Source organism: Novacetimonas hansenii (assembly GCF_014843995.1).
Classification (GTDB): Bacteria; Pseudomonadota; Alphaproteobacteria; order Acetobacterales; family Acetobacteraceae; genus Novacetimonas; species Novacetimonas hansenii.
Genome location: NZ_CP062147.1, coordinates 1,188,135 through 1,203,614 on the forward strand (window position 1 = coordinate 1,188,135; position 15,480 = coordinate 1,203,614).

28 protein-coding genes are annotated in these 15,480 nt (G+C 58.8%); all 28 read left to right on the forward strand.

All coding sequences use genetic code 11. The features are described 5' to 3' along the window. Positions 1-408 precede the first annotated feature (408 nt). The 28 genes from rpsL to rpsK all read left to right on the forward strand — a co-directional run bounded on the left by rpsL (position 409) and on the right by rpsK (position 15,406). On the forward strand, positions 409-780 hold the full coding sequence (rpsL, locus tag IFJ82_RS05085) for a 30S ribosomal protein S12 (protein ID WP_003621118.1): 372 nt from the start codon (positions 409-411) through the stop codon (positions 778-780). Positions 781-794: 14 nt separating this feature from the next. Next, positions 795-1,271, forward strand: a complete 477-nt coding sequence (gene rpsG / locus IFJ82_RS05090; protein ID WP_003621106.1) for a 30S ribosomal protein S7 — start codon at positions 795-797, stop codon at positions 1,269-1,271. Between the two features lie 93 nt (positions 1,272-1,364). Next, positions 1,365-2,555: an elongation factor Tu gene (tuf, locus tag IFJ82_RS05095; RefSeq protein WP_048858902.1), complete on the forward strand. Its 1,191-nt coding sequence runs from the start codon at positions 1,365-1,367 to the stop codon at positions 2,553-2,555. A 108-nt stretch (positions 2,556-2,663) separates the two neighbouring features. Next, positions 2,664-2,972, forward strand: a complete 309-nt coding sequence (gene rpsJ, locus IFJ82_RS05100; RefSeq protein ID WP_007282720.1) for a 30S ribosomal protein S10 — start codon at positions 2,664-2,666, stop codon at positions 2,970-2,972. Positions 2,973-2,982: 10 nt separating this feature from the next. Next, positions 2,983-3,666: a 50S ribosomal protein L3 gene (rplC, locus tag IFJ82_RS05105; RefSeq protein WP_048858901.1), complete on the forward strand. Its 684-nt coding sequence runs from the start codon at positions 2,983-2,985 to the stop codon at positions 3,664-3,666. 12 nt (positions 3,667-3,678) lie between these two features. Further along, positions 3,679-4,293 carry a 50S ribosomal protein L4 gene (gene rplD, locus IFJ82_RS05110; protein ID WP_048858900.1) on the forward strand — a complete coding sequence of 205 codons (615 nt, stop codon included), beginning with the start codon at positions 3,679-3,681 and terminating at the stop codon, positions 4,291-4,293. Positions 4,294-4,328: 35 nt separating this feature from the next. Beyond that, entirely contained in the window at positions 4,329-4,625 is a 297-nt protein-coding gene (locus tag IFJ82_RS05115; RefSeq protein ID WP_174805736.1) for a 50S ribosomal protein L23, read from the forward strand. Positions 4,626-4,641: 16 nt separating this feature from the next. Continuing rightward, positions 4,642-5,472 carry a 50S ribosomal protein L2 gene (gene rplB / locus IFJ82_RS05120; protein ID WP_048858898.1) on the forward strand — a complete coding sequence of 277 codons (831 nt, stop codon included), beginning with the start codon at positions 4,642-4,644 and terminating at the stop codon, positions 5,470-5,472. Between the two features lie 12 nt (positions 5,473-5,484). Beyond that, positions 5,485-5,763 carry a 30S ribosomal protein S19 gene (gene rpsS, locus IFJ82_RS05125; RefSeq protein ID WP_003621102.1) on the forward strand — a complete coding sequence of 93 codons (279 nt, stop codon included), beginning with the start codon at positions 5,485-5,487 and terminating at the stop codon, positions 5,761-5,763. Positions 5,764-5,765: 2 nt separating this feature from the next. Further along, on the forward strand, positions 5,766-6,173 hold the full coding sequence (gene rplV / locus IFJ82_RS05130; protein WP_003621100.1) for a 50S ribosomal protein L22: 408 nt from the start codon (positions 5,766-5,768) through the stop codon (positions 6,171-6,173). A 3-nt stretch (positions 6,174-6,176) separates the two neighbouring features. Then, on the forward strand, positions 6,177-6,854 hold the full coding sequence (gene rpsC, locus IFJ82_RS05135; protein ID WP_003621098.1) for a 30S ribosomal protein S3: 678 nt from the start codon (positions 6,177-6,179) through the stop codon (positions 6,852-6,854). Positions 6,855-6,907: 53 nt separating this feature from the next. After that, a complete protein-coding gene (gene rplP / locus IFJ82_RS05140) occupies positions 6,908-7,324 on the forward strand; it encodes a 50S ribosomal protein L16 (protein ID WP_048858897.1) in 417 nt (138 codons plus the stop codon). 1 nt (position 7,325) lies between these two features. Then, positions 7,326-7,562, forward strand: coding sequence for a 50S ribosomal protein L29 (gene rpmC / locus IFJ82_RS05145; RefSeq protein ID WP_040510960.1), 237 nt, complete (start codon positions 7,326-7,328; stop codon positions 7,560-7,562). Positions 7,563-7,575: 13 nt separating this feature from the next. Beyond that, entirely contained in the window at positions 7,576-7,863 is a 288-nt protein-coding gene (rpsQ, locus tag IFJ82_RS05150) for a 30S ribosomal protein S17 (protein ID WP_062809149.1), read from the forward strand. A gap of 15 nt (positions 7,864-7,878) precedes the next feature. Beyond that, positions 7,879-8,247, forward strand: a complete 369-nt coding sequence (gene rplN / locus IFJ82_RS05155; RefSeq protein ID WP_003621089.1) for a 50S ribosomal protein L14 — start codon at positions 7,879-7,881, stop codon at positions 8,245-8,247. Beyond that, positions 8,247-8,567 (forward strand): 50S ribosomal protein L24, encoded by a 321-nt coding sequence (gene rplX, locus IFJ82_RS05160; protein WP_003621087.1) that lies wholly within the window; start codon positions 8,247-8,249, stop codon positions 8,565-8,567. The genes rplN and rplX overlap by 1 nt, the downstream gene beginning before the upstream one ends. A 10-nt stretch (positions 8,568-8,577) precedes the next feature. Then, complete coding sequence (rplE, locus tag IFJ82_RS05165) at positions 8,578-9,147, forward strand: 50S ribosomal protein L5 (RefSeq protein ID WP_040510957.1); 570 nt, start codon at positions 8,578-8,580, stop codon at positions 9,145-9,147. Between the two features lie 105 nt (positions 9,148-9,252). Then, positions 9,253-9,558, forward strand: coding sequence for a 30S ribosomal protein S14 (rpsN, locus tag IFJ82_RS05170; protein WP_003621084.1), 306 nt, complete (start codon positions 9,253-9,255; stop codon positions 9,556-9,558). A gap of 12 nt (positions 9,559-9,570) precedes the next feature. Then, positions 9,571-9,969 carry a 30S ribosomal protein S8 gene (gene rpsH / locus IFJ82_RS05175; protein WP_003621081.1) on the forward strand — a complete coding sequence of 133 codons (399 nt, stop codon included), beginning with the start codon at positions 9,571-9,573 and terminating at the stop codon, positions 9,967-9,969. A gap of 11 nt (positions 9,970-9,980) precedes the next feature. After that, a complete protein-coding gene (gene rplF, locus IFJ82_RS05180; RefSeq protein ID WP_040510954.1) occupies positions 9,981-10,514 on the forward strand; it encodes a 50S ribosomal protein L6 in 534 nt (177 codons plus the stop codon). Then, a complete protein-coding gene (gene rplR / locus IFJ82_RS05185; RefSeq protein WP_003621078.1) occupies positions 10,514-10,876 on the forward strand; it encodes a 50S ribosomal protein L18 in 363 nt (120 codons plus the stop codon). Before rplF ends, rplR begins: the two co-directional genes overlap by 1 nt. A 17-nt stretch (positions 10,877-10,893) precedes the next feature. Beyond that, positions 10,894-11,472, forward strand: a complete 579-nt coding sequence (rpsE, locus tag IFJ82_RS05190) for a 30S ribosomal protein S5 (protein WP_003621076.1) — start codon at positions 10,894-10,896, stop codon at positions 11,470-11,472. Then, on the forward strand, positions 11,465-11,653 hold the full coding sequence (gene rpmD / locus IFJ82_RS05195; RefSeq protein WP_003621075.1) for a 50S ribosomal protein L30: 189 nt from the start codon (positions 11,465-11,467) through the stop codon (positions 11,651-11,653). Before rpsE ends, rpmD begins: the two co-directional genes overlap by 8 nt. 1 nt (position 11,654) lies before the next feature. Continuing rightward, complete coding sequence (rplO, locus tag IFJ82_RS05200) at positions 11,655-12,149, forward strand: 50S ribosomal protein L15 (protein WP_003621074.1); 495 nt, start codon at positions 11,655-11,657, stop codon at positions 12,147-12,149. Positions 12,150-12,306: 157 nt separating this feature from the next. Further along, positions 12,307-13,656, forward strand: coding sequence for a preprotein translocase subunit SecY (gene secY, locus IFJ82_RS05205; protein WP_048858896.1), 1,350 nt, complete (start codon positions 12,307-12,309; stop codon positions 13,654-13,656). Continuing rightward, complete coding sequence (locus IFJ82_RS05210) at positions 13,653-14,312, forward strand: adenylate kinase (protein WP_003621072.1); 660 nt, start codon at positions 13,653-13,655, stop codon at positions 14,310-14,312. The genes secY and IFJ82_RS05210 overlap by 4 nt, the downstream gene beginning before the upstream one ends. A gap of 237 nt (positions 14,313-14,549) precedes the next feature. After that, complete coding sequence (rpsM, locus tag IFJ82_RS05215) at positions 14,550-14,927, forward strand: 30S ribosomal protein S13 (RefSeq protein WP_003621070.1); 378 nt, start codon at positions 14,550-14,552, stop codon at positions 14,925-14,927. 86 nt (positions 14,928-15,013) lie between these two features. After that, complete coding sequence (gene rpsK / locus IFJ82_RS05220; RefSeq protein ID WP_003621069.1) at positions 15,014-15,406, forward strand: 30S ribosomal protein S11; 393 nt, start codon at positions 15,014-15,016, stop codon at positions 15,404-15,406. Positions 15,407-15,480: the final 74 nt, after the last annotated feature.

A 15,480-nucleotide genomic window follows, 5' to 3' on the forward strand; every position in this document is an offset into this window, starting at 1 on the left:
GCCGGTCTAATGCTGCATCGGGGTCTGCAATCTGGCGGATTCCGATTCGGGACTCGGTGCATGGAACGCCGAATCATCCCGTTTCATATTGTAATGGGGTGTTTTCATACCCCATGCGGAATGGCCATGCTGCATGCATGGCCGAATCCTGAGCAAAGGCTTGACTTCAAGCCATTCTCTTCGTAGGTTCCGCGCCCTCGGCTAGCCCTGTCTGAATGACGTCGTTGGCCGTCGAATGCAGCATGCTCGCATGCGGTGCCGCCACCCGGGAATCGGGCGGCCAAGGCCGGATGCATATATGATGCCCGACCGAATGATCTTCATTCGTTGGGGTTTTGTTGTGAACGACAGTCGGCAACCAGACTTTGGGGTTGGCCGGCCGAAATTTGTAAGGATCGGGAAAGGCGTATGCCGACCATCAACCAGTTGATCGCGAAAGGCCGCGAGCCCGCAGCCAAACGCAACAAGGTACCTGCCCTGCAGGGATGTCCGCAGAAGCGTGGCGTTTGTACTCGTGTTTACACAACCACACCGAAGAAGCCGAACTCGGCTCTGCGTAAGGTTGCGAAGGTGCGCCTGACGAACGGTTATGAGGTTGTGAGCTATATTCCGGGTGAAGGCCACAACCTTCAGGAACATAGTGTCGTCCTGATCCGCGGCGGTCGCGTCAAGGATCTTCCTGGCGTGCGATATCACATTCTGCGCGGCGTTCTGGATACCCAGGGTATCGCCAAGCGTCGTCAGCGTCGCTCGCTCTATGGCGCGAAGCGTCCTAAGTAAAAGGAATATCAGGCATGAGTCGCCGTCATCGCGCTGTTAAGCGCGAGATTCTTCCCGATCCGAAATTTGGTGATGTCGTCATCACGCGTTTCATGAACGCCCTGATGTACGACGGCAAGAAGTCCACCGCCGAAGGGATCGTCTATGGCGCCCTTGAGGTGCTGCGTCGTCGCGGTGGGGCTGCTGCTGATCCGGTTGTGCTGTTCCACGGTGCGCTGGATAACGTGAAGCCTGCCGTCGAGGTGCGTTCGCGCCGCGTTGGTGGTGCAACCTACCAGGTTCCGGTCGAAGTCCGGGCCGAGCGTCGTCAGGCGCTTGCAATCCGCTGGCTGATCGACGCGTCGCGCAAGCGGGGCGAAAACACGATGCAGGAACGCCTGTCGAACGAGCTTCTGGATGCGGTCAACAACCGTGGTGCCGCCGTCAAGAAGCGCGAAGATACGCATCGCATGGCAGAAGCCAACAAGGCGTTCAGTCATTACCGCTGGTAAAGGGCGTCAGGTCGGTATATTCACCGGCTCGGCTTCCGACACGGAACTTTCTAACCCGACTTTCGGCATGAGGCCGAAGTAACGGAGAAAACGATGGCAAAGGCTAAATTTGAGCGGAATAAGCCGCACTGCAACATCGGCACGATCGGTCACGTCGATCACGGCAAGACCTCGCTGACCGCTGCTATCACCAAGACGCTCGCCAAGAGCGGCGGTGCGGAGTTCAAGGCGTACGACATGATCGACGCGGCGCCGGAAGAGCGCGCCCGTGGTATCACGATCTCCACCGCTCACGTTGAGTATGAAACGGCAAAGCGTCATTACGCCCATGTCGACTGCCCCGGTCACGCTGACTATGTGAAGAACATGATCACGGGTGCGGCGCAGATGGACGGCGCGATCCTGGTTGTGTCGGCCGCTGACGGCCCGATGCCCCAGACGCGTGAACACATCCTGCTGGCCCGCCAGGTTGGCGTTCCGGCCTTGGTTGTCTTCCTGAACAAGGTCGACCAGGTTGATGACCCGGAACTGCTGGAACTGGTGGAAATGGAAGTTCGCGAACTTCTGTCCGCTTATCAGTTCCCCGGCGACGATATCCCCATCGTCAAGGGTTCGGCCCTGGTGACGCTGGAAGATGGCGATCCGGAAGTTGGCGAAAACCGTGTTCTCGACCTGATGAACGCTGTTGACGAATATATCCCGCAGCCGGAGCGTCCGATTGACCGTCCGTTCCTGATGCCGATCGAAGACGTGTTCTCGATCTCCGGTCGTGGCACCGTGGTGACGGGCCGTGTCGAACGTGGCGCCGTGAACGTGGGCGACGAAATCGAAATCGTTGGTCTGCGTCCGACGCAGAAGACCACGGTGACGGGCGTCGAAATGTTCCGCAAGCTGCTTGATCGCGGTGAAGCTGGTGACAACATCGGTGCGCTGCTGCGTGGCACGAAGCGTGAAGACGTGGAGCGTGGTCAGGTCCTGGCAAAGCCAGGTTCCATTACCCCGCACACGAAGTTCAAGGCTGAAGCCTACATCCTGACGAAGGAAGAGGGTGGCCGTCACACGCCGTTCTTCACCAACTATCGTCCGCAGTTCTATTTCCGCACGACCGACGTCACTGGCGTTGTTCACCTGCCGGAAGGCACGGAAATGGTCATGCCTGGTGATAACGTCGCCATGGATGTTGAACTGATCGCCCCGATCGCCATGGATGAAGGCCTGCGCTTCGCTATTCGCGAAGGTGGCCGTACGGTCGGTGCAGGCGTGGTCGCTTCGATCACTGCGTGATTGTAAGTAACTGAAGTGATGATGCCCCCGGTCAGAGTGATCTGGCCGGGGATATCATTGGCGGATCGGGTTCCCCCGAACCAGTTAAAGTTGGACTGAAACAGAAAGATGGACAACCAGAACATCCGCATTCGCCTGAAGGCGTACGATCATCGGGTGCTCGATAACAGCACAAAAGAGATCGTCAATACGGCGAAGCGTACGGGTGCGCGGGTTCGGGGTCCTATCCCGCTGCCGACGCATATCGAACGGTTCACTGTCAACCGTTCTCCCCATGTGGATAAGAAAAGCCGCGAGCAGTTCGAAATTCGGACCCATCGCCGGCTGCTCGACATTGTCGAGCCGACCCCGCAGACCGTGGACGCACTCATGAAACTCGACCTCGCCGCTGGCGTGGATGTCGAGATTAAACTCTAAGGTCCAGACGATGCGCACCGGATTGATCGCAAAAAAGCTGGGAATGACCCGGCTGTTCAAGGAAGACGGCACACATGTGCCGGTGACTGTCCTGCAGGTTGATGACCTGCAGGTGGTTGATGTCCGCACCCAGGAGCGTGATGGCTATTCAGCCGTCCAGCTTGGTTCGGGCAAGGCCAAGGTCAAGAATGTAACGAAGCCGTGCCGTGGCCATTTCGCCAAGGCGAAGGTGGAGCCGAAGAAGAAGCTGGTGGAATTCCGGGTGGCAGATGATGCCGTTCTGGAAGTTGGCGCCACGCTCTCTGCCGCTCACTTCGTCGTTGGGCAGAAAGTGGATGTGACCGGCACCAGCAAGGGTAAAGGGTTTGCCGGCGCTATGAAGCGCTGGAACTTTGCCGGTCTCGAAGCCTCGCATGGTGTCTCGATCAGTCACCGTTCGCACGGATCGACGGGTAATCGTCAGGATCCGGGCAAGGTCTTCAAGAACAAGAAAATGGCCGGACATCTCGGTTCGGAACGCGTCACCACCCTGAATCTGGAAGTGGCCGCCGTCGATGCCGAGAAGAATCTGCTGATGATCTGCGGCTCCGTCCCGGGCGGCAAGAATGAGCTGATTCTGGTTCGTGATGCGATCAAGAAGCCCCGTCATGCCGAGGTGCCGTATCCGGCCGCCCTGGCCCAGGTAGCGGGCTGAGGATAGAGGGCAATGGATTACGAGATCAAAACCCTCGAGAACGGAAGCGCCGGTACGGCAACGCTTCCCGACGAGATTTTCAAGGTTGAGCCGCGTGCCGACATCATGGCCCGCGTCGTTCACTGGCAGTTGGCGAAGCGCCGTGCGGGCACGCATAAGGTCAAGGGCATGGGGGAAGTCTCCGGCACGACCAAGAAGCCCTATCGGCAGAAGGGTACGGGTAGCGCCCGTCAGGGGTCGCTGCGTTCACCGCAGTACCGTACTGGTGGCGTGGTTCATGGGCCGGTCGTGCGCGACCATGGCTATGACCTGCCCAAGAAGGTGCGTCGCCTGGGCCTGATTTCAGCGCTGTCGCAGAAGGCCGCCGAAGGCAAGCTGGTGGTGCTCGACGCCGCCACGGCATCGGGCAAGTCTTCCGAACTGGCGAAGAAGCTGAAGGTGCTTGGCTGGAAGTCCGCGCTGATCGTGGATGCCGCGGTTGAGGAAAACTTCGGTCGGGCGGCACGCAACCTGCCGAAGATCGATATCCTTCCGACCATCGGTGCGAATGTCTATGACATCCTCAATCACGAAGTGCTGGCGATTACGCGCGCCGGGCTTGAGGGTCTGAAGGAGCGTCTGGCATGACCAACATCCTCGCTCTCCGCAAAAAGGCGGAACGTATGTCGCGTGAGGCGATGTATGACATCATTCGCGCGCCGCTGATCACGGAAAAAGCGACCGCCCTGTCTGAAAAGAACCAGGTTGGTTTCAAGGTCGCTTCCGGTGCGTCGAAGTTCGAGATCAAGGTCGCGGTGGAAACACTGTTTGGCGTCAAGGTTCTGGGTGTGAACACCCTGATCCAGAAGGGCAAGGCGAAGCGCTTCAAGGGACGTCCCGGCCAGCGGTCTGATGTGAAGAAGGCGTTTGTGCAGCTTGCAGATGGTCAGTCCATTGACCTGACCGCCAAGCTGTCCTGACGCGGGGTGACAAGAAATGGCATTGAAGCACTTTAACCCGGTTACCCCCAGCCTGCGCGGAACGGTCCTGATCGACCGCAAGGAGCTGTGGAAGGGCAAGCCCGTCAAAGGGCTGACCGAGGGCAAGAACAAGAGCGGCGGTCGTAATAACCACGGCCGCACCACCTCGCGTTTCATCGGTGGTGGTCATAAGCAGTCCTATCGCTATGTCGATTTCAAGCGTCGCAAGTTCGACGTTGTCGGCACGGTGGAGCGTCTGGAATATGATCCCAACCGCACGGCTTTCATCGCACTGGTGAAGTATGCTGACGGTGAACTCGCCTATATCATTGCGCCGCAGCGTCTGCAGGCGGGTGATCAGGTGGTTTCCGGCCTGCGTGCGGACATCAAGCCTGGCAACGCGATGCCGTTGTCGGCGGTGCCGGTGGGCACGATCATCCACAACATCGAGCTCAAGGCCGGTGCTGGTGGGAAGATCGCCCGTTCGGCTGGCACCTATGCACAGTTGGTCGGCAAGGATATGGGCTATGCCCAGATCAAGCTGCAGTCTGGTGAACTGCGTGTCGTGCGTGCCGAGTGCATGGCGACGATCGGTGCGGTGTCCAACCCGGACAACATGAACCAGCATATGGGTAAGGCAGGTCGCGCCCGCTGGCTCGGCCGTCGTCCGCATAACCGTGGCGTTGTCATGAACCCGGTCGACCATCCGCATGGTGGTGGTGAAGGCCGGACTTCGGGCGGTCGTCATCCGGTTACGCCATGGGGCAAGCCGACAAAGGGTTACAAGACCAGGGTCAACAAGCGTACGGACAGTCTGATTATCCGTCGCCGGAAGACCGGCAAGTAAGGGGCATACAAGATGGCACGTTCCGTCTGGAAGGGCCCGTTCGTGGACGGGTATCTACTGAATAAAGCCGATGCGTCGCGCGCGTCGGGCCGTAACGAAGTGATCAAGATCTGGTCGCGTCGCTCAACCATCCTGCCGCAGTTCGTGGGACTGACGTTTGGCGTCTATAACGGGCACAAGTTCCTGCCCGTGCAGGTGACCGAGAACATGGTCGGGCATAAGTTCGGTGAATTTTCGCCGACCCGCACCTTTACGGGTCATTCCTCGGACAAGAAAGCGAAGCGGGGCTGATCATGAGCAAGCCTAAGCATCCGCGCACGCTCGCGGAAACCGAAGCGCAGGCCACTACGCGGAACATCCGCATCAGCCCGCGTAAACTGAACCTTGTTGCGGGTCTGATCCGCAACAAGCCTGCCGCACAGGCTGTTGCGACGCTGACATTCTCCAAGCGTCGCATTGCACAGCAGGTGAAGAAGACGCTGGAAAGCGCCATCGCGAACGCCGAGAACAACCACCAGTTGGATGTTGACCAGTTGGTCGTGGCGCGCGCGGAAGTTGGCAAGTCGATCGTCATGCGCCGTTTCCACGCCCGTGGCCGTGGCCGTTCGGCCCGCATCGAAAAGTTTTTCAGCCATCTGACGATCATCGTGGCAGAGCGTCAGCCCGAGGCAGAAGCGGCAACCGGAAAGAAGGCGGCCTGATCCATGGGACATAAAGTCAATCCGATCGGGCTGCGGCTCGGCATCAATCGCACCTGGGACAGCCGCTGGTATGCGGATGCCGATTATGCCCGTCTGCTGCATGATGACCTGAAGCTGCGTTCCTACCTGCGTCGCAAGCTGTCTGGCGCTGGCGTGTCGCGTGTCGTGATCGAACGTCCGGCCAAGAAGCCGCGCGTGACGATCTATGCCGCGCGTCCGGGTGTCGTCATCGGCAAGAAGGGGCAGGATATCGACGTGCTGCGCAAGGATCTGACCCGTATGGCGAAGACCGATGTTGCGCTGAACATTGTCGAGATCCGCAAGCCGGAAATCGATGCGACGCTGGTGGCTGATAACATCGCACAGCAGCTCGAACGTCGTGTTGCCTTCCGTCGCGCCATGAAGCGCGCCGTGCAGTCCGCCATGCGTCTTGGCGCACAGGGCATCCGGATCAACTGTTCCGGTCGTCTGGGTGGCGCCGAAATCGCGCGTGTCGAATGGTACCGCGAAGGACGCGTGCCGCTGCATACGCTGCGCGCCGATATCGATTATGGTGTGGCGACGGCAAAGACGACCTATGGCACCTGTGGTGTGAAGGTGTGGATCTTCAAGGGCGAGATTCTTGCCCATGATCCGTTGGCGCAGGATCGTCGCGCCGCCGAGCAGGCCCCGCAGCGCTGATCTGCGGGGAATAGGGACCAGAGTGCGCCAGGCGGCGCTGAGGATTTGAAACAATGCTTTCTCCCAAGCGGACAAAGTTCCGCAAGGCCCACAAGGGCCGCATCCATGGACTGGCGAAAGGCGGGACGACCCTGAACTTTGGGGCCTTTGGCCTCAAGGCGCTGCAGCCGGAACGGATTACCGCCCGTCAGATCGAAGCGGCCCGTCGGGCCATTACCCGTGCGATGAAACGTGCGGGTCGCGTGTGGATTCGGATTTTTCCTGACCTTCCGGTCTCGACAAAGCCCGCAGAAGTGCGTATGGGCTCCGGCAAGGGGTCGCCTGAATACTGGGTGGCCCGAGTGAAGCCGGGTCGTATCCTGTTCGAGATCGAAGGCGTGTCGCCCGAAGTCGCGCGTGAAGCGCTGGCTCTGGGTGCGGCAAAGCTGCCGATCAAGACGAAGTTTGTGACCCGTATTGGAGACGCGTGAGATGGCAAAGGCAAGCAAGCCGGCCGATCTGCGTGCCAAGACTGTTGAAGAACTGGATACGCTTCTCATTGATCTGAAGCGCGAGCAGTTCAATCTTCGGTTCCAGCATGCAACCGGCCAGACCGAAGGGCAGTCGCGTATGCGTGCGGTGCGTCGCGAGATTGCCCGCGTCAAGACGATTGCGTCTGAGGCGTTGAAGAAGATCGCTGCCGGTACTACGCCGGCAGTCAAGTCCTGAAGGGAGACGGGCGATGCCAAGGCGCGTCCTGACCGGACGGGTGACCAGCGACAAGATGGACAAGACGGTTACCGTTCTTGTCGATCGTCGCATCATCCATCCGCTGTACAAGAAGTTCATTCGCCGTTCGAAGAAGTACGCGGCGCATGATCAGCTGAATGAATGCAAGATCGGGGATACGGTGCGCATTGAAGAATGCCGCCCCATTTCCCGGCGCAAGACCTGGACCGTCGTGGTTCGCAATGGTGCCCCCTTGGTGGCGGCCCCGGCGACCGAGGCCCAGTCTGGCGCACAGGCGTAAAGAAGGGCATAGAGCATGATCCATCCCGAGACCAACCTTGACGTCGCCGACAATTCCGGCGCGCGTCAGGTGCAGTGCATCAAGGTGCTGGGCGGTTCCAAGCGGAAGTCCGCCTCGGTCGGCGACGTGATTGTCGTGTCCGTCAAGGAAGCGATTCCCCGCGGCAAGGTCAAAAAGGGTGATGTGCACCAGGCGGTGATCGTCCGTACGTCCTATCCCGTGCGTCGTCCTGATGGCAGCGCCATCCGCTTTGACCGCAATGCCGCCGTGCTGATCAACAAGCAGCAGGAACCGATCGGAACCCGTATCTTTGGCCCGGTCGTGCGTGAGCTGCGTGCGCGCAAGTTCATGAAGATCATTTCGCTGGCGCCGGAGGTGCTGTAATGGCCGCACGTATCAAGAAGGGCGATCAGGTCCTGGTCATCACCGGTTCGTCGCGCGGCACGCGCGGTGAAGTCGTGACCGTGCTGCCGACGGCCGAAAAGGCCATCGTGCGCGGCGTCGCGATTGCGAAGCGTCATACACGCCCCAGCCGCATGGGTGAGCAGGGAGGCATCATCGAGAAGGAGATGCCGGTTCACCTGTCCAACCTGAAGCTGATCGATCCCAAGAGCGGTGATCCGACGCGTGTCGGTTATCGCGTTCTGGAAAACGGTCGCAAGGTTCGTGTCGCCAAGGCGACCGGCGAAGTCATCGAAGGCTGAGGAGGCGGGTATGTCAGAAGCTAACGTAACCCGCTCGGTGCCGCGCCTGCAGCAGCGTTACAATGACGAACTGCGCGCGAAACTGCGCGAGGAGTTCGGTTACAAGAACGTGATGCAGGTTCCGGCCCTTGAGAAGATCGTTCTCAATATGGGTGTCGGTGAAGCCGCGGGCGACCAGAAGAAACTGGATGCCGCGTTTCAGGAAATGACCCTTATCGCGGGTCAGAAGCCAGTCAAGACGGTTGCGAAAAAGGCGATCGCGGGCTTCAAAATCCGTGAAGGTCTGCCGATTGGATGCAAGGTTACACTGCGCCGTGCGCAGATGTATGAATTCCTTGACCGTCTGGTGACGATTGCCCTGCCGCGTGTCCGCGATTTCCGCGGCCTGCCGGCAAACAAGGGTTTTGACGGACATGGCAACTTTGCCATGGGCCTGAAGGAACAGATCGTCTTTCCGGAAATCGAGTACGACAAGGTCGACGATATTCGCGGCATGGACATCATCTTCGTGACAAGCGCGAAGACCGATGCTGAAGCCAAGGCTCTTCTGAAGGCGTTCGATCTGCCCTTCGCAGCATAAAAGTTGCGAGAGGGGCTTTCACTGGAAGCCCGGAAGACCTAAGACACACGTAGTTTGGAAAACCGTTGGGAATGGCCCGACAGGTTCCGGAGGATAAAACAAGGCATGGCCAAGATTTCCGCCGTAAACCGGAATGTCAAGCGCGAGCGCATGGCAGCACGGGACAAGGCAAAGCGGACAGCATTGAAAAACATCATCATGGACCGCTCTCTGCCGGTTGAGGATCGTTTTGATGCGTCGCTGAAGCTTGCTGAACTTCCGCGAAACGGATCGCGCGTGCGCGTTCGTCTGCGGTGCAAGTTGACTGGGCGTTCCCGCGCCAATTACAGAAAGTTCGAACTCTGCCGTATCGCCCTGCGCGACCTGGCCTCCAATGGCCAGATCCCGGGTATGGTCAAATCGAGCTGGTAAGGGCAGGGAACGATGTCACTTTCTGATCCTTTGGGTGATCTGCTCACCCGGATCCGCAATGCCCAGCGTGCGCGTCACGCGGCATGCGTCGCACCTGCGTCAAAGCTGCGTGCAAATGTACTCGAGGCACTGCGCCGTGAGGGTTATATCCGTGGTTTTTCCAAGGAAGAACTGCGCAAGGGTGTGGCTCAGCTGCGTATCGAGTTGAAGTATCTTGATGGCGAACCCGTGATCAAGGAAATCCACCGCGTCTCCAAGCCGGGTCGCCGTGTGTATTCCAAGATCAAGGAGCTGCCGCGGGTGTATGCCGGGCTGGGTGTGTCGATCCTGTCAACCCCGCGTGGTGTCCTGTCGGATGGGGAAGCGCGCGCTGCCAATGTTGGCGGCGAAGTTCTCTGCCGCGTATTCTAAAGGAGGGATGAATGTCGAGAGTTGGCAAATATCCCGTCGAGATTACGTCGGGAGTTCAGGTTTCCATCGCTGATGGTGTGCTGACGGCAAAAGGCAAGCTCGGTGAGCTGAAGCTGCCTCTGTCGCACCACATCGAAGCTGAAATTGCGGATGGCAAGGTTTCGGTCAAGCCCGTCGGAACGCAGGCGCAGGCCCGCATGATGTGGGGCACGACACGTTCGCTGATCGCGACCATGGTCAAGGGAGTGTCCGAAGGATTCTCCAAGACGCTGGAGATCAGCGGCACGGGTTATCGTGCGGCGGTTCAGGGCAAGAATCTTGTCATGAATCTCGGATATTCGCACGATATCGTGTATGAAATCCCCGCTGGCATCAAGATCACGACCCCGCGTCCGACCGCTGTTACTGTCGAAGGGATCGACAAGCAGCGTGTTGGCCAGGTTGCGCTTGATATCCGCAGCTTCCGCAAGCCCGAGCCCTATAAGGGCAAAGGTGTCCGTTATGAAACGGAGACCATCCGTCGCAAGGAAGGTAAGAAGAAATAATGAGCGCGCAGCAGGATCTGCGGGAGCGGCGCCGTCAGCGTCTTCGCTTCCAGCTTCGCCGCAAGAGTGGCGGACGGCCGCGCCTTTCGGTGTTCCGGTCGGGTAAGAATATTTACGCGCAGGTGATCGACGATGTCGCCGGTCGCACGCTTGCGGCAGCTTCTTCCATCGAGAAGGATCTGCGCAGCGCCCACAAAAATGGCGCAGACATTGCCGCGGCTGGTGCCGTTGGCAAGCTGCTTGCCGAACGTGCGGTTGCGGCGGGTGTGTCGAAGGTCGTGTTCGATCGCGGCTCGTATCTGTATCATGGGCGCATCAAGGCCCTGGCGGAGGCTGCCCGTGAGGGCGGTCTCTCGTTCTGACGAAAGGGGCACGCACAATGGCACGTGAACCGAGAGAAGGCGGCCGGGGCGGCCGCGATCGTGATCGCGAAGGCGATGATCTCGTTGACAAGCTGGTCACGATCAATCGTGTGGCAAAGGTCGTCAAGGGTGGTCGTCGCTTCGCTTTTGCCGCACTGGTTGTCGTTGGTGACCAGAAGGGGCGCGTAGGGTTCGGCGCGGGTAAGGCCCGTGAGGTTCCCGAGGCAATCCGCAAGGCGACAGATCGCGCCAAGCGCGCGATGATCCGCGTCCCCATGAAGGAAGGTCGTACCCTCCATCATGATGTGGCGGGTCATTTCGGTGCCGGTAAGGTGGTGCTGCGTTCGGCTGATGCCGGCACGGGCATTATCGCTGGTGGCCCGATGCGCGCAGTGTTCGAAAGCCTGGGCATCAATGATGTCGTGGCGAAGTCACTGGGCACCCGGAACCCGCACAACATGGTCAAGGCGACTTTTGCCGCCCTGGAACGCTGCGCAAGCCCGCGTTCGGTGGCAAACCGCCGTGGCAAGAAGGTTTCCGATATCCTTGGTCGCCGTGAGGTGACTGCGTCAGCGGAGGCTGGTGCAGATGTCTGAGGCAAAGGGAACCATCAAGATCACCCAGATCCAGTCTGGCAACGGGCGCAAGCCGGGTCAGCAGGCTACGCTGATCGGTCTGGGGCTTAACAAGATCGGCCGTACCCGCGAACTGGAGGATACTCCTTCGGTGCGCGGAATGGTGAACAAGGTCGCCCACCTTGTGAAGGTGGAGAATTGAGATGAATCTCAACGAACTGCGCGATAACGAAGGTGCCCGCTACCAGAAGAAGCGTCTGGGGCGCGGTATCGGCTCTGGCAAGGGCAAGACATCGGGTAAGGGCGTCAAGGGCCAGAAGGCGCGTTCCGGCGTGTCGCTCAATGGTTTTGAAGGTGGACAGCTTCCGCTGTATCGCCGTCTGCCCAAGCGTGGATTCAAGAACATCTTCCGCAAGGAATTTGCGATCCTGAATCTCGATGTGCTGGACAAGGCGATTGAGGCTGGCAAGATTGATGCCAAGGCCCCTGTCACCGAAGAAGCCCTGCGCAAGGCTGGACTGGTCAAGGCAACGAATGTGGCTGGTGTCCGTCTTCTGGGCAATGGCGAGCTTCGTCATGGTGTGACCATCGAAGTTTCCGGCGCATCGGCCAGTGCCATTGCTACGGTCGAAAAGGCCGGTGGCAAGGTGCAGGTTAAGGAAAAGGCCGCCAAGGCGGTTGCTGCTCCTGCGAAATGACTGGATGGGGGACTGTTCCATCTCCCCCATACCAGAATAATGAAAGCGATGCGTCTTGCACTCTGCAGGCGCATCGCTTTATTATTTTTAACAGGTTTTTATCATGACAGCGTCCCGCTTTAATGTGGTGACGCTGTTCTTGTGAAAGGATGGGCGCATGGCCTCCGCGGCCGAACAGCTGGCTGCCAATCTGAATTTCAATTCGTTTGCCAATGCAACGGAATTGAAAAAGCGCATCTGGTTTACTCTGGGCGCGCTGATCGTTTATCGGATTGGCACCTATATTCCAGTTCCTGGCGTCGATGCGACGGTTATGGGGCAACTGCTGGCCCGGCATCAGGGTGGTATTCTGGGCATGTTCGACATGTTCACGGGTGGTGCGCTTGGGCGTATGACCGTGTTCGCATTGAATATCATGCCCTACATCAGTGCATCCATCATTGTGCAGTTGATGTCGGCAGCAATCCCGTCGCTGGAGGCCCTCAAGAAAGAGGGTGAAGGTGGGCGTCGCAAGCTGAACGAATATACGCGCTATCTGACGGTCGCGATTGCGTTGTTCCAGGCCTATGGGATTGCCATCGGGCTGGAGAATATGCACACAGAAGCCGGATCGGCGGTCATTTCCCCGGGCATGTTCTTTATTGTTTCGTGTGTGCTGACGCTGGTGGGCGGCACGATGTTCCTGATGTGGTTGGGCGAGCAGATTACGTCGCGCGGCGTAGGGAACGGGATTTCCCTGATTATCTTCGCCGGTATTGTGGCGAACCTGCCCAATGCGTTGGCAAGCCTGTTCCAGCTTGGCTATACCGGGGCGCTTTCACCATTCTTCGTGCTGGTATTCCTCGCTCTTGCGGCGATTACGATTGCCTTCATCGTATTCATGGAACTGGCGCAGCGGCGTGTGGTGATCCAGTATCCCAAACGTCAGGTTGGACAGCGGATGTTTGGTGGCGACTCCACGCATATGCCGCTGAAGGTCAATACTGCGGGCTCGATTCCGCCGATCTTCGCCTCGTCCGTCCTGCTTATTCCCGTGACGATCGCGGGCTTTATGAACAATAGCGCCCTTCCGGGGTGGCTGTCGTTCCTGGGGCAGTCATTGGGGCAGGGACAGCCGCTTTATATGCTGTTCTATGCTGCCATGATCGTGTTCTTTTCCTATTTTTATGCGGCTGTAACGTTCAATCCGCAGGAAACGGCGGAAAATCTGCGCAAGCAGGGGGGCTTTGTCCCGGGTATCCGTCCAGGGGCGAATACAGCAGTCTTCTTTGACCGGATATTGACGCGCATTACGACAATCGGTGCGATGTATCTGGTGGCGGTCTGTCTGCTGCCGCAAATCCTGATCAGCCATTATAATGTGCCGTTCTATTTCGGAGGGACCAGCCTGATTATCATTGTGACGGTGACAATCGATACGGTTACGCAGATCCAGTCCCATCTCGTTGCGCATCAGTATCAAGGGCTTATGCGCAAGGCGCGTGGCAGGAAGGGTAAATTCCGGTGAATATAATTTTTCTTGGGCCGCCGGGGGCCGGAAAAGGGACCCAGTCGAAACTGCTGGAGGCCCATTACGGGATCGCGCAGATTTCCACGGGCGATATGCTGCGCGCGGAAGTCGCGGCGGACAGCCCGCTGGGCAAGAAGGTGAAGAGCGTCATGGCATCGGGGCAGTTGGTGCCCGATGACCTGATCATCGCCCTGATTGAGGCGCGTATCGACCGTCCGGACTGCGCCCGTGGGTTTATCCTTGATGGATTCCCCCGGACGCGTGCCCAGGCCGAAGCACTCGATTCCATGTTGAAGAAGACGGGTCGCCATATCGACCTTGTTCTTCTGCTGGATGTGGATGAGGATGCGTTGGCTGATCGGATTGCTGGACGTTTTACCTGCGCCAAATGTGGTGAGGGGTATAATGACCTGTACAAGCGGCCCAGGGTCGAAGGAACATGTGATGTCTGTGGTGGGCACGATTTTGTGCGCCGTGAGGATGATCGCAGGGAAACCGTGGCGGCACGCCTGAAGGCATACCGTGAGCAGACAGCGCCAATCCTGCCATATTATGAGGGGCATGGACGTCTGTGCCGCATTGATGGCATGGCGGATATCGACGATGTGACGAAGCAGGTCTTTGCTGCTGTCGATGGTATCACGAAAAAGTGATGCAGAATAATTGACTTGGATGGGCTGGCGGGTATATTCCGCGCCCTCAAGGTATGAGTGCCGCGTGAGTCGTTGATCGGCCACGCAGCACTGGTATGACCAACTGGAATTGATGATGGGGTTGGCCGGTTTTTATCCGGTATGTTCACGGCGCTCCGGGTTGTAACCCGATGGCGTGAAGCAGCCCTGCCGAAATGTGAGTGCCCGTCGCGGACGGGCGGACGAGGAGTAAGTGGCGTGGCGCGTATTGCCGGCGTGAACATCCCAACGAACAAGCGGGTAACGATTGCCCTGCGTTATATCTATGGTATCGGGGCGACGAAGGCCCAGACGATCTGTGACAAGCTTTCGATCCCCGGCGAACGCCGCGTGAACGAACTGTCCGATGACGAGATCGTCAAGATCCGTGAACTGATCGACAACGACTATCGCGTGGAAGGTGATCTTCGCCGTGAAGTCGCGATGAACATCAAGCGCCTGATGGACCTTGGCTGCTATCGCGGCCTGCGTCATCGTCGGGGCCTGCCGGTTCATGGCCAGCGGACACATACCAACGCCCGTACCCGCAAGGGTAAGGCGGTTGCGATCGCAGGCAAGAAGAAGGCAGCCCGCTAAAACGGGCGCCTTGATATGCCTGGACATAACAGCCCCGCACGGGGCGTTGTGGCCAGGCCCAATGAACTGACAGGATCTAGAAGATTATGGCGAAAGCTGCGGCACCGCGTATTCGTAAGAAAGAGCGGAAGAATATCATTTCCGGGGTGGCACATGTGCTGTCCACCTTCAATAATACGATGATCACCATCTCCGATGCGCAGGGCAATGCGATTGCATGGTCGTCCGCTGGTGCGCAGGGGTTCAAGGGGTCGCGTAAATCGACACCTTATGCCGCCCAGGTTGCTGCCGAGGATGCGGGCCGCAAGGCACGTGAGCATGGGATGGAGACGCTTGAGATCGAAGTGTCCGGTCCTGGTTCGGGGCGTGAAAGCGCGCTGCGCGCCCTTCAGGCGGTTGGCTTCTCCATCACGGCCATCCGTGACATGACGCCGGTTCCCCATAACGGATGCCGTCCGCGTAAGCGTCGCCGCGTCTGATCCGGGAAATCGAATTCGCTTCTTCCTGTTCCGTCACCTGACGGGGCGGGAGGATCTGATTGTCATCAGGCACC

Coding starts and splice junctions, on each gene's coding strand:
- rpsL (WP_003621118.1), top strand. CDS start 409: ATGCCGACCATCAACCAGTTGATCGCGAAAGGCCGCGAGCCCGCAGCC.
- rpsG (WP_003621106.1), top strand. CDS start 795: ATGAGTCGCCGTCATCGCGCTGTTAAGCGCGAGATTCTTCCCGATCCG.
- tuf (WP_048858902.1), top strand. CDS start 1,365: ATGGCAAAGGCTAAATTTGAGCGGAATAAGCCGCACTGCAACATCGGC.
- rpsJ (WP_007282720.1), top strand. CDS start 2,664: ATGGACAACCAGAACATCCGCATTCGCCTGAAGGCGTACGATCATCGG.
- rplC (WP_048858901.1), top strand. CDS start 2,983: ATGCGCACCGGATTGATCGCAAAAAAGCTGGGAATGACCCGGCTGTTC.
- rplD (WP_048858900.1), top strand. CDS start 3,679: ATGGATTACGAGATCAAAACCCTCGAGAACGGAAGCGCCGGTACGGCA.
- IFJ82_RS05115 (WP_174805736.1), top strand. CDS start 4,329: ATGTCGCGTGAGGCGATGTATGACATCATTCGCGCGCCGCTGATCACG.
- rplB (WP_048858898.1), top strand. CDS start 4,642: ATGGCATTGAAGCACTTTAACCCGGTTACCCCCAGCCTGCGCGGAACG.
- rpsS (WP_003621102.1), top strand. CDS start 5,485: ATGGCACGTTCCGTCTGGAAGGGCCCGTTCGTGGACGGGTATCTACTG.
- rplV (WP_003621100.1), top strand. CDS start 5,766: ATGAGCAAGCCTAAGCATCCGCGCACGCTCGCGGAAACCGAAGCGCAG.
- rpsC (WP_003621098.1), top strand. CDS start 6,177: ATGGGACATAAAGTCAATCCGATCGGGCTGCGGCTCGGCATCAATCGC.
- rplP (WP_048858897.1), top strand. CDS start 6,908: ATGCTTTCTCCCAAGCGGACAAAGTTCCGCAAGGCCCACAAGGGCCGC.
- rpmC (WP_040510960.1), top strand. CDS start 7,326: ATGGCAAAGGCAAGCAAGCCGGCCGATCTGCGTGCCAAGACTGTTGAA.
- rpsQ (WP_062809149.1), top strand. CDS start 7,576: ATGCCAAGGCGCGTCCTGACCGGACGGGTGACCAGCGACAAGATGGAC.
- rplN (WP_003621089.1), top strand. CDS start 7,879: ATGATCCATCCCGAGACCAACCTTGACGTCGCCGACAATTCCGGCGCG.
- rplX (WP_003621087.1), top strand. CDS start 8,247: ATGGCCGCACGTATCAAGAAGGGCGATCAGGTCCTGGTCATCACCGGT.
- rplE (WP_040510957.1), top strand. CDS start 8,578: ATGTCAGAAGCTAACGTAACCCGCTCGGTGCCGCGCCTGCAGCAGCGT.
- rpsN (WP_003621084.1), top strand. CDS start 9,253: ATGGCCAAGATTTCCGCCGTAAACCGGAATGTCAAGCGCGAGCGCATG.
- rpsH (WP_003621081.1), top strand. CDS start 9,571: ATGTCACTTTCTGATCCTTTGGGTGATCTGCTCACCCGGATCCGCAAT.
- rplF (WP_040510954.1), top strand. CDS start 9,981: ATGTCGAGAGTTGGCAAATATCCCGTCGAGATTACGTCGGGAGTTCAG.
- rplR (WP_003621078.1), top strand. CDS start 10,514: ATGAGCGCGCAGCAGGATCTGCGGGAGCGGCGCCGTCAGCGTCTTCGC.
- rpsE (WP_003621076.1), top strand. CDS start 10,894: ATGGCACGTGAACCGAGAGAAGGCGGCCGGGGCGGCCGCGATCGTGAT.
- rpmD (WP_003621075.1), top strand. CDS start 11,465: ATGTCTGAGGCAAAGGGAACCATCAAGATCACCCAGATCCAGTCTGGC.
- rplO (WP_003621074.1), top strand. CDS start 11,655: ATGAATCTCAACGAACTGCGCGATAACGAAGGTGCCCGCTACCAGAAG.
- secY (WP_048858896.1), top strand. CDS start 12,307: ATGGCCTCCGCGGCCGAACAGCTGGCTGCCAATCTGAATTTCAATTCG.
- rpsK (WP_003621069.1), top strand. CDS start 15,014: ATGGCGAAAGCTGCGGCACCGCGTATTCGTAAGAAAGAGCGGAAGAAT.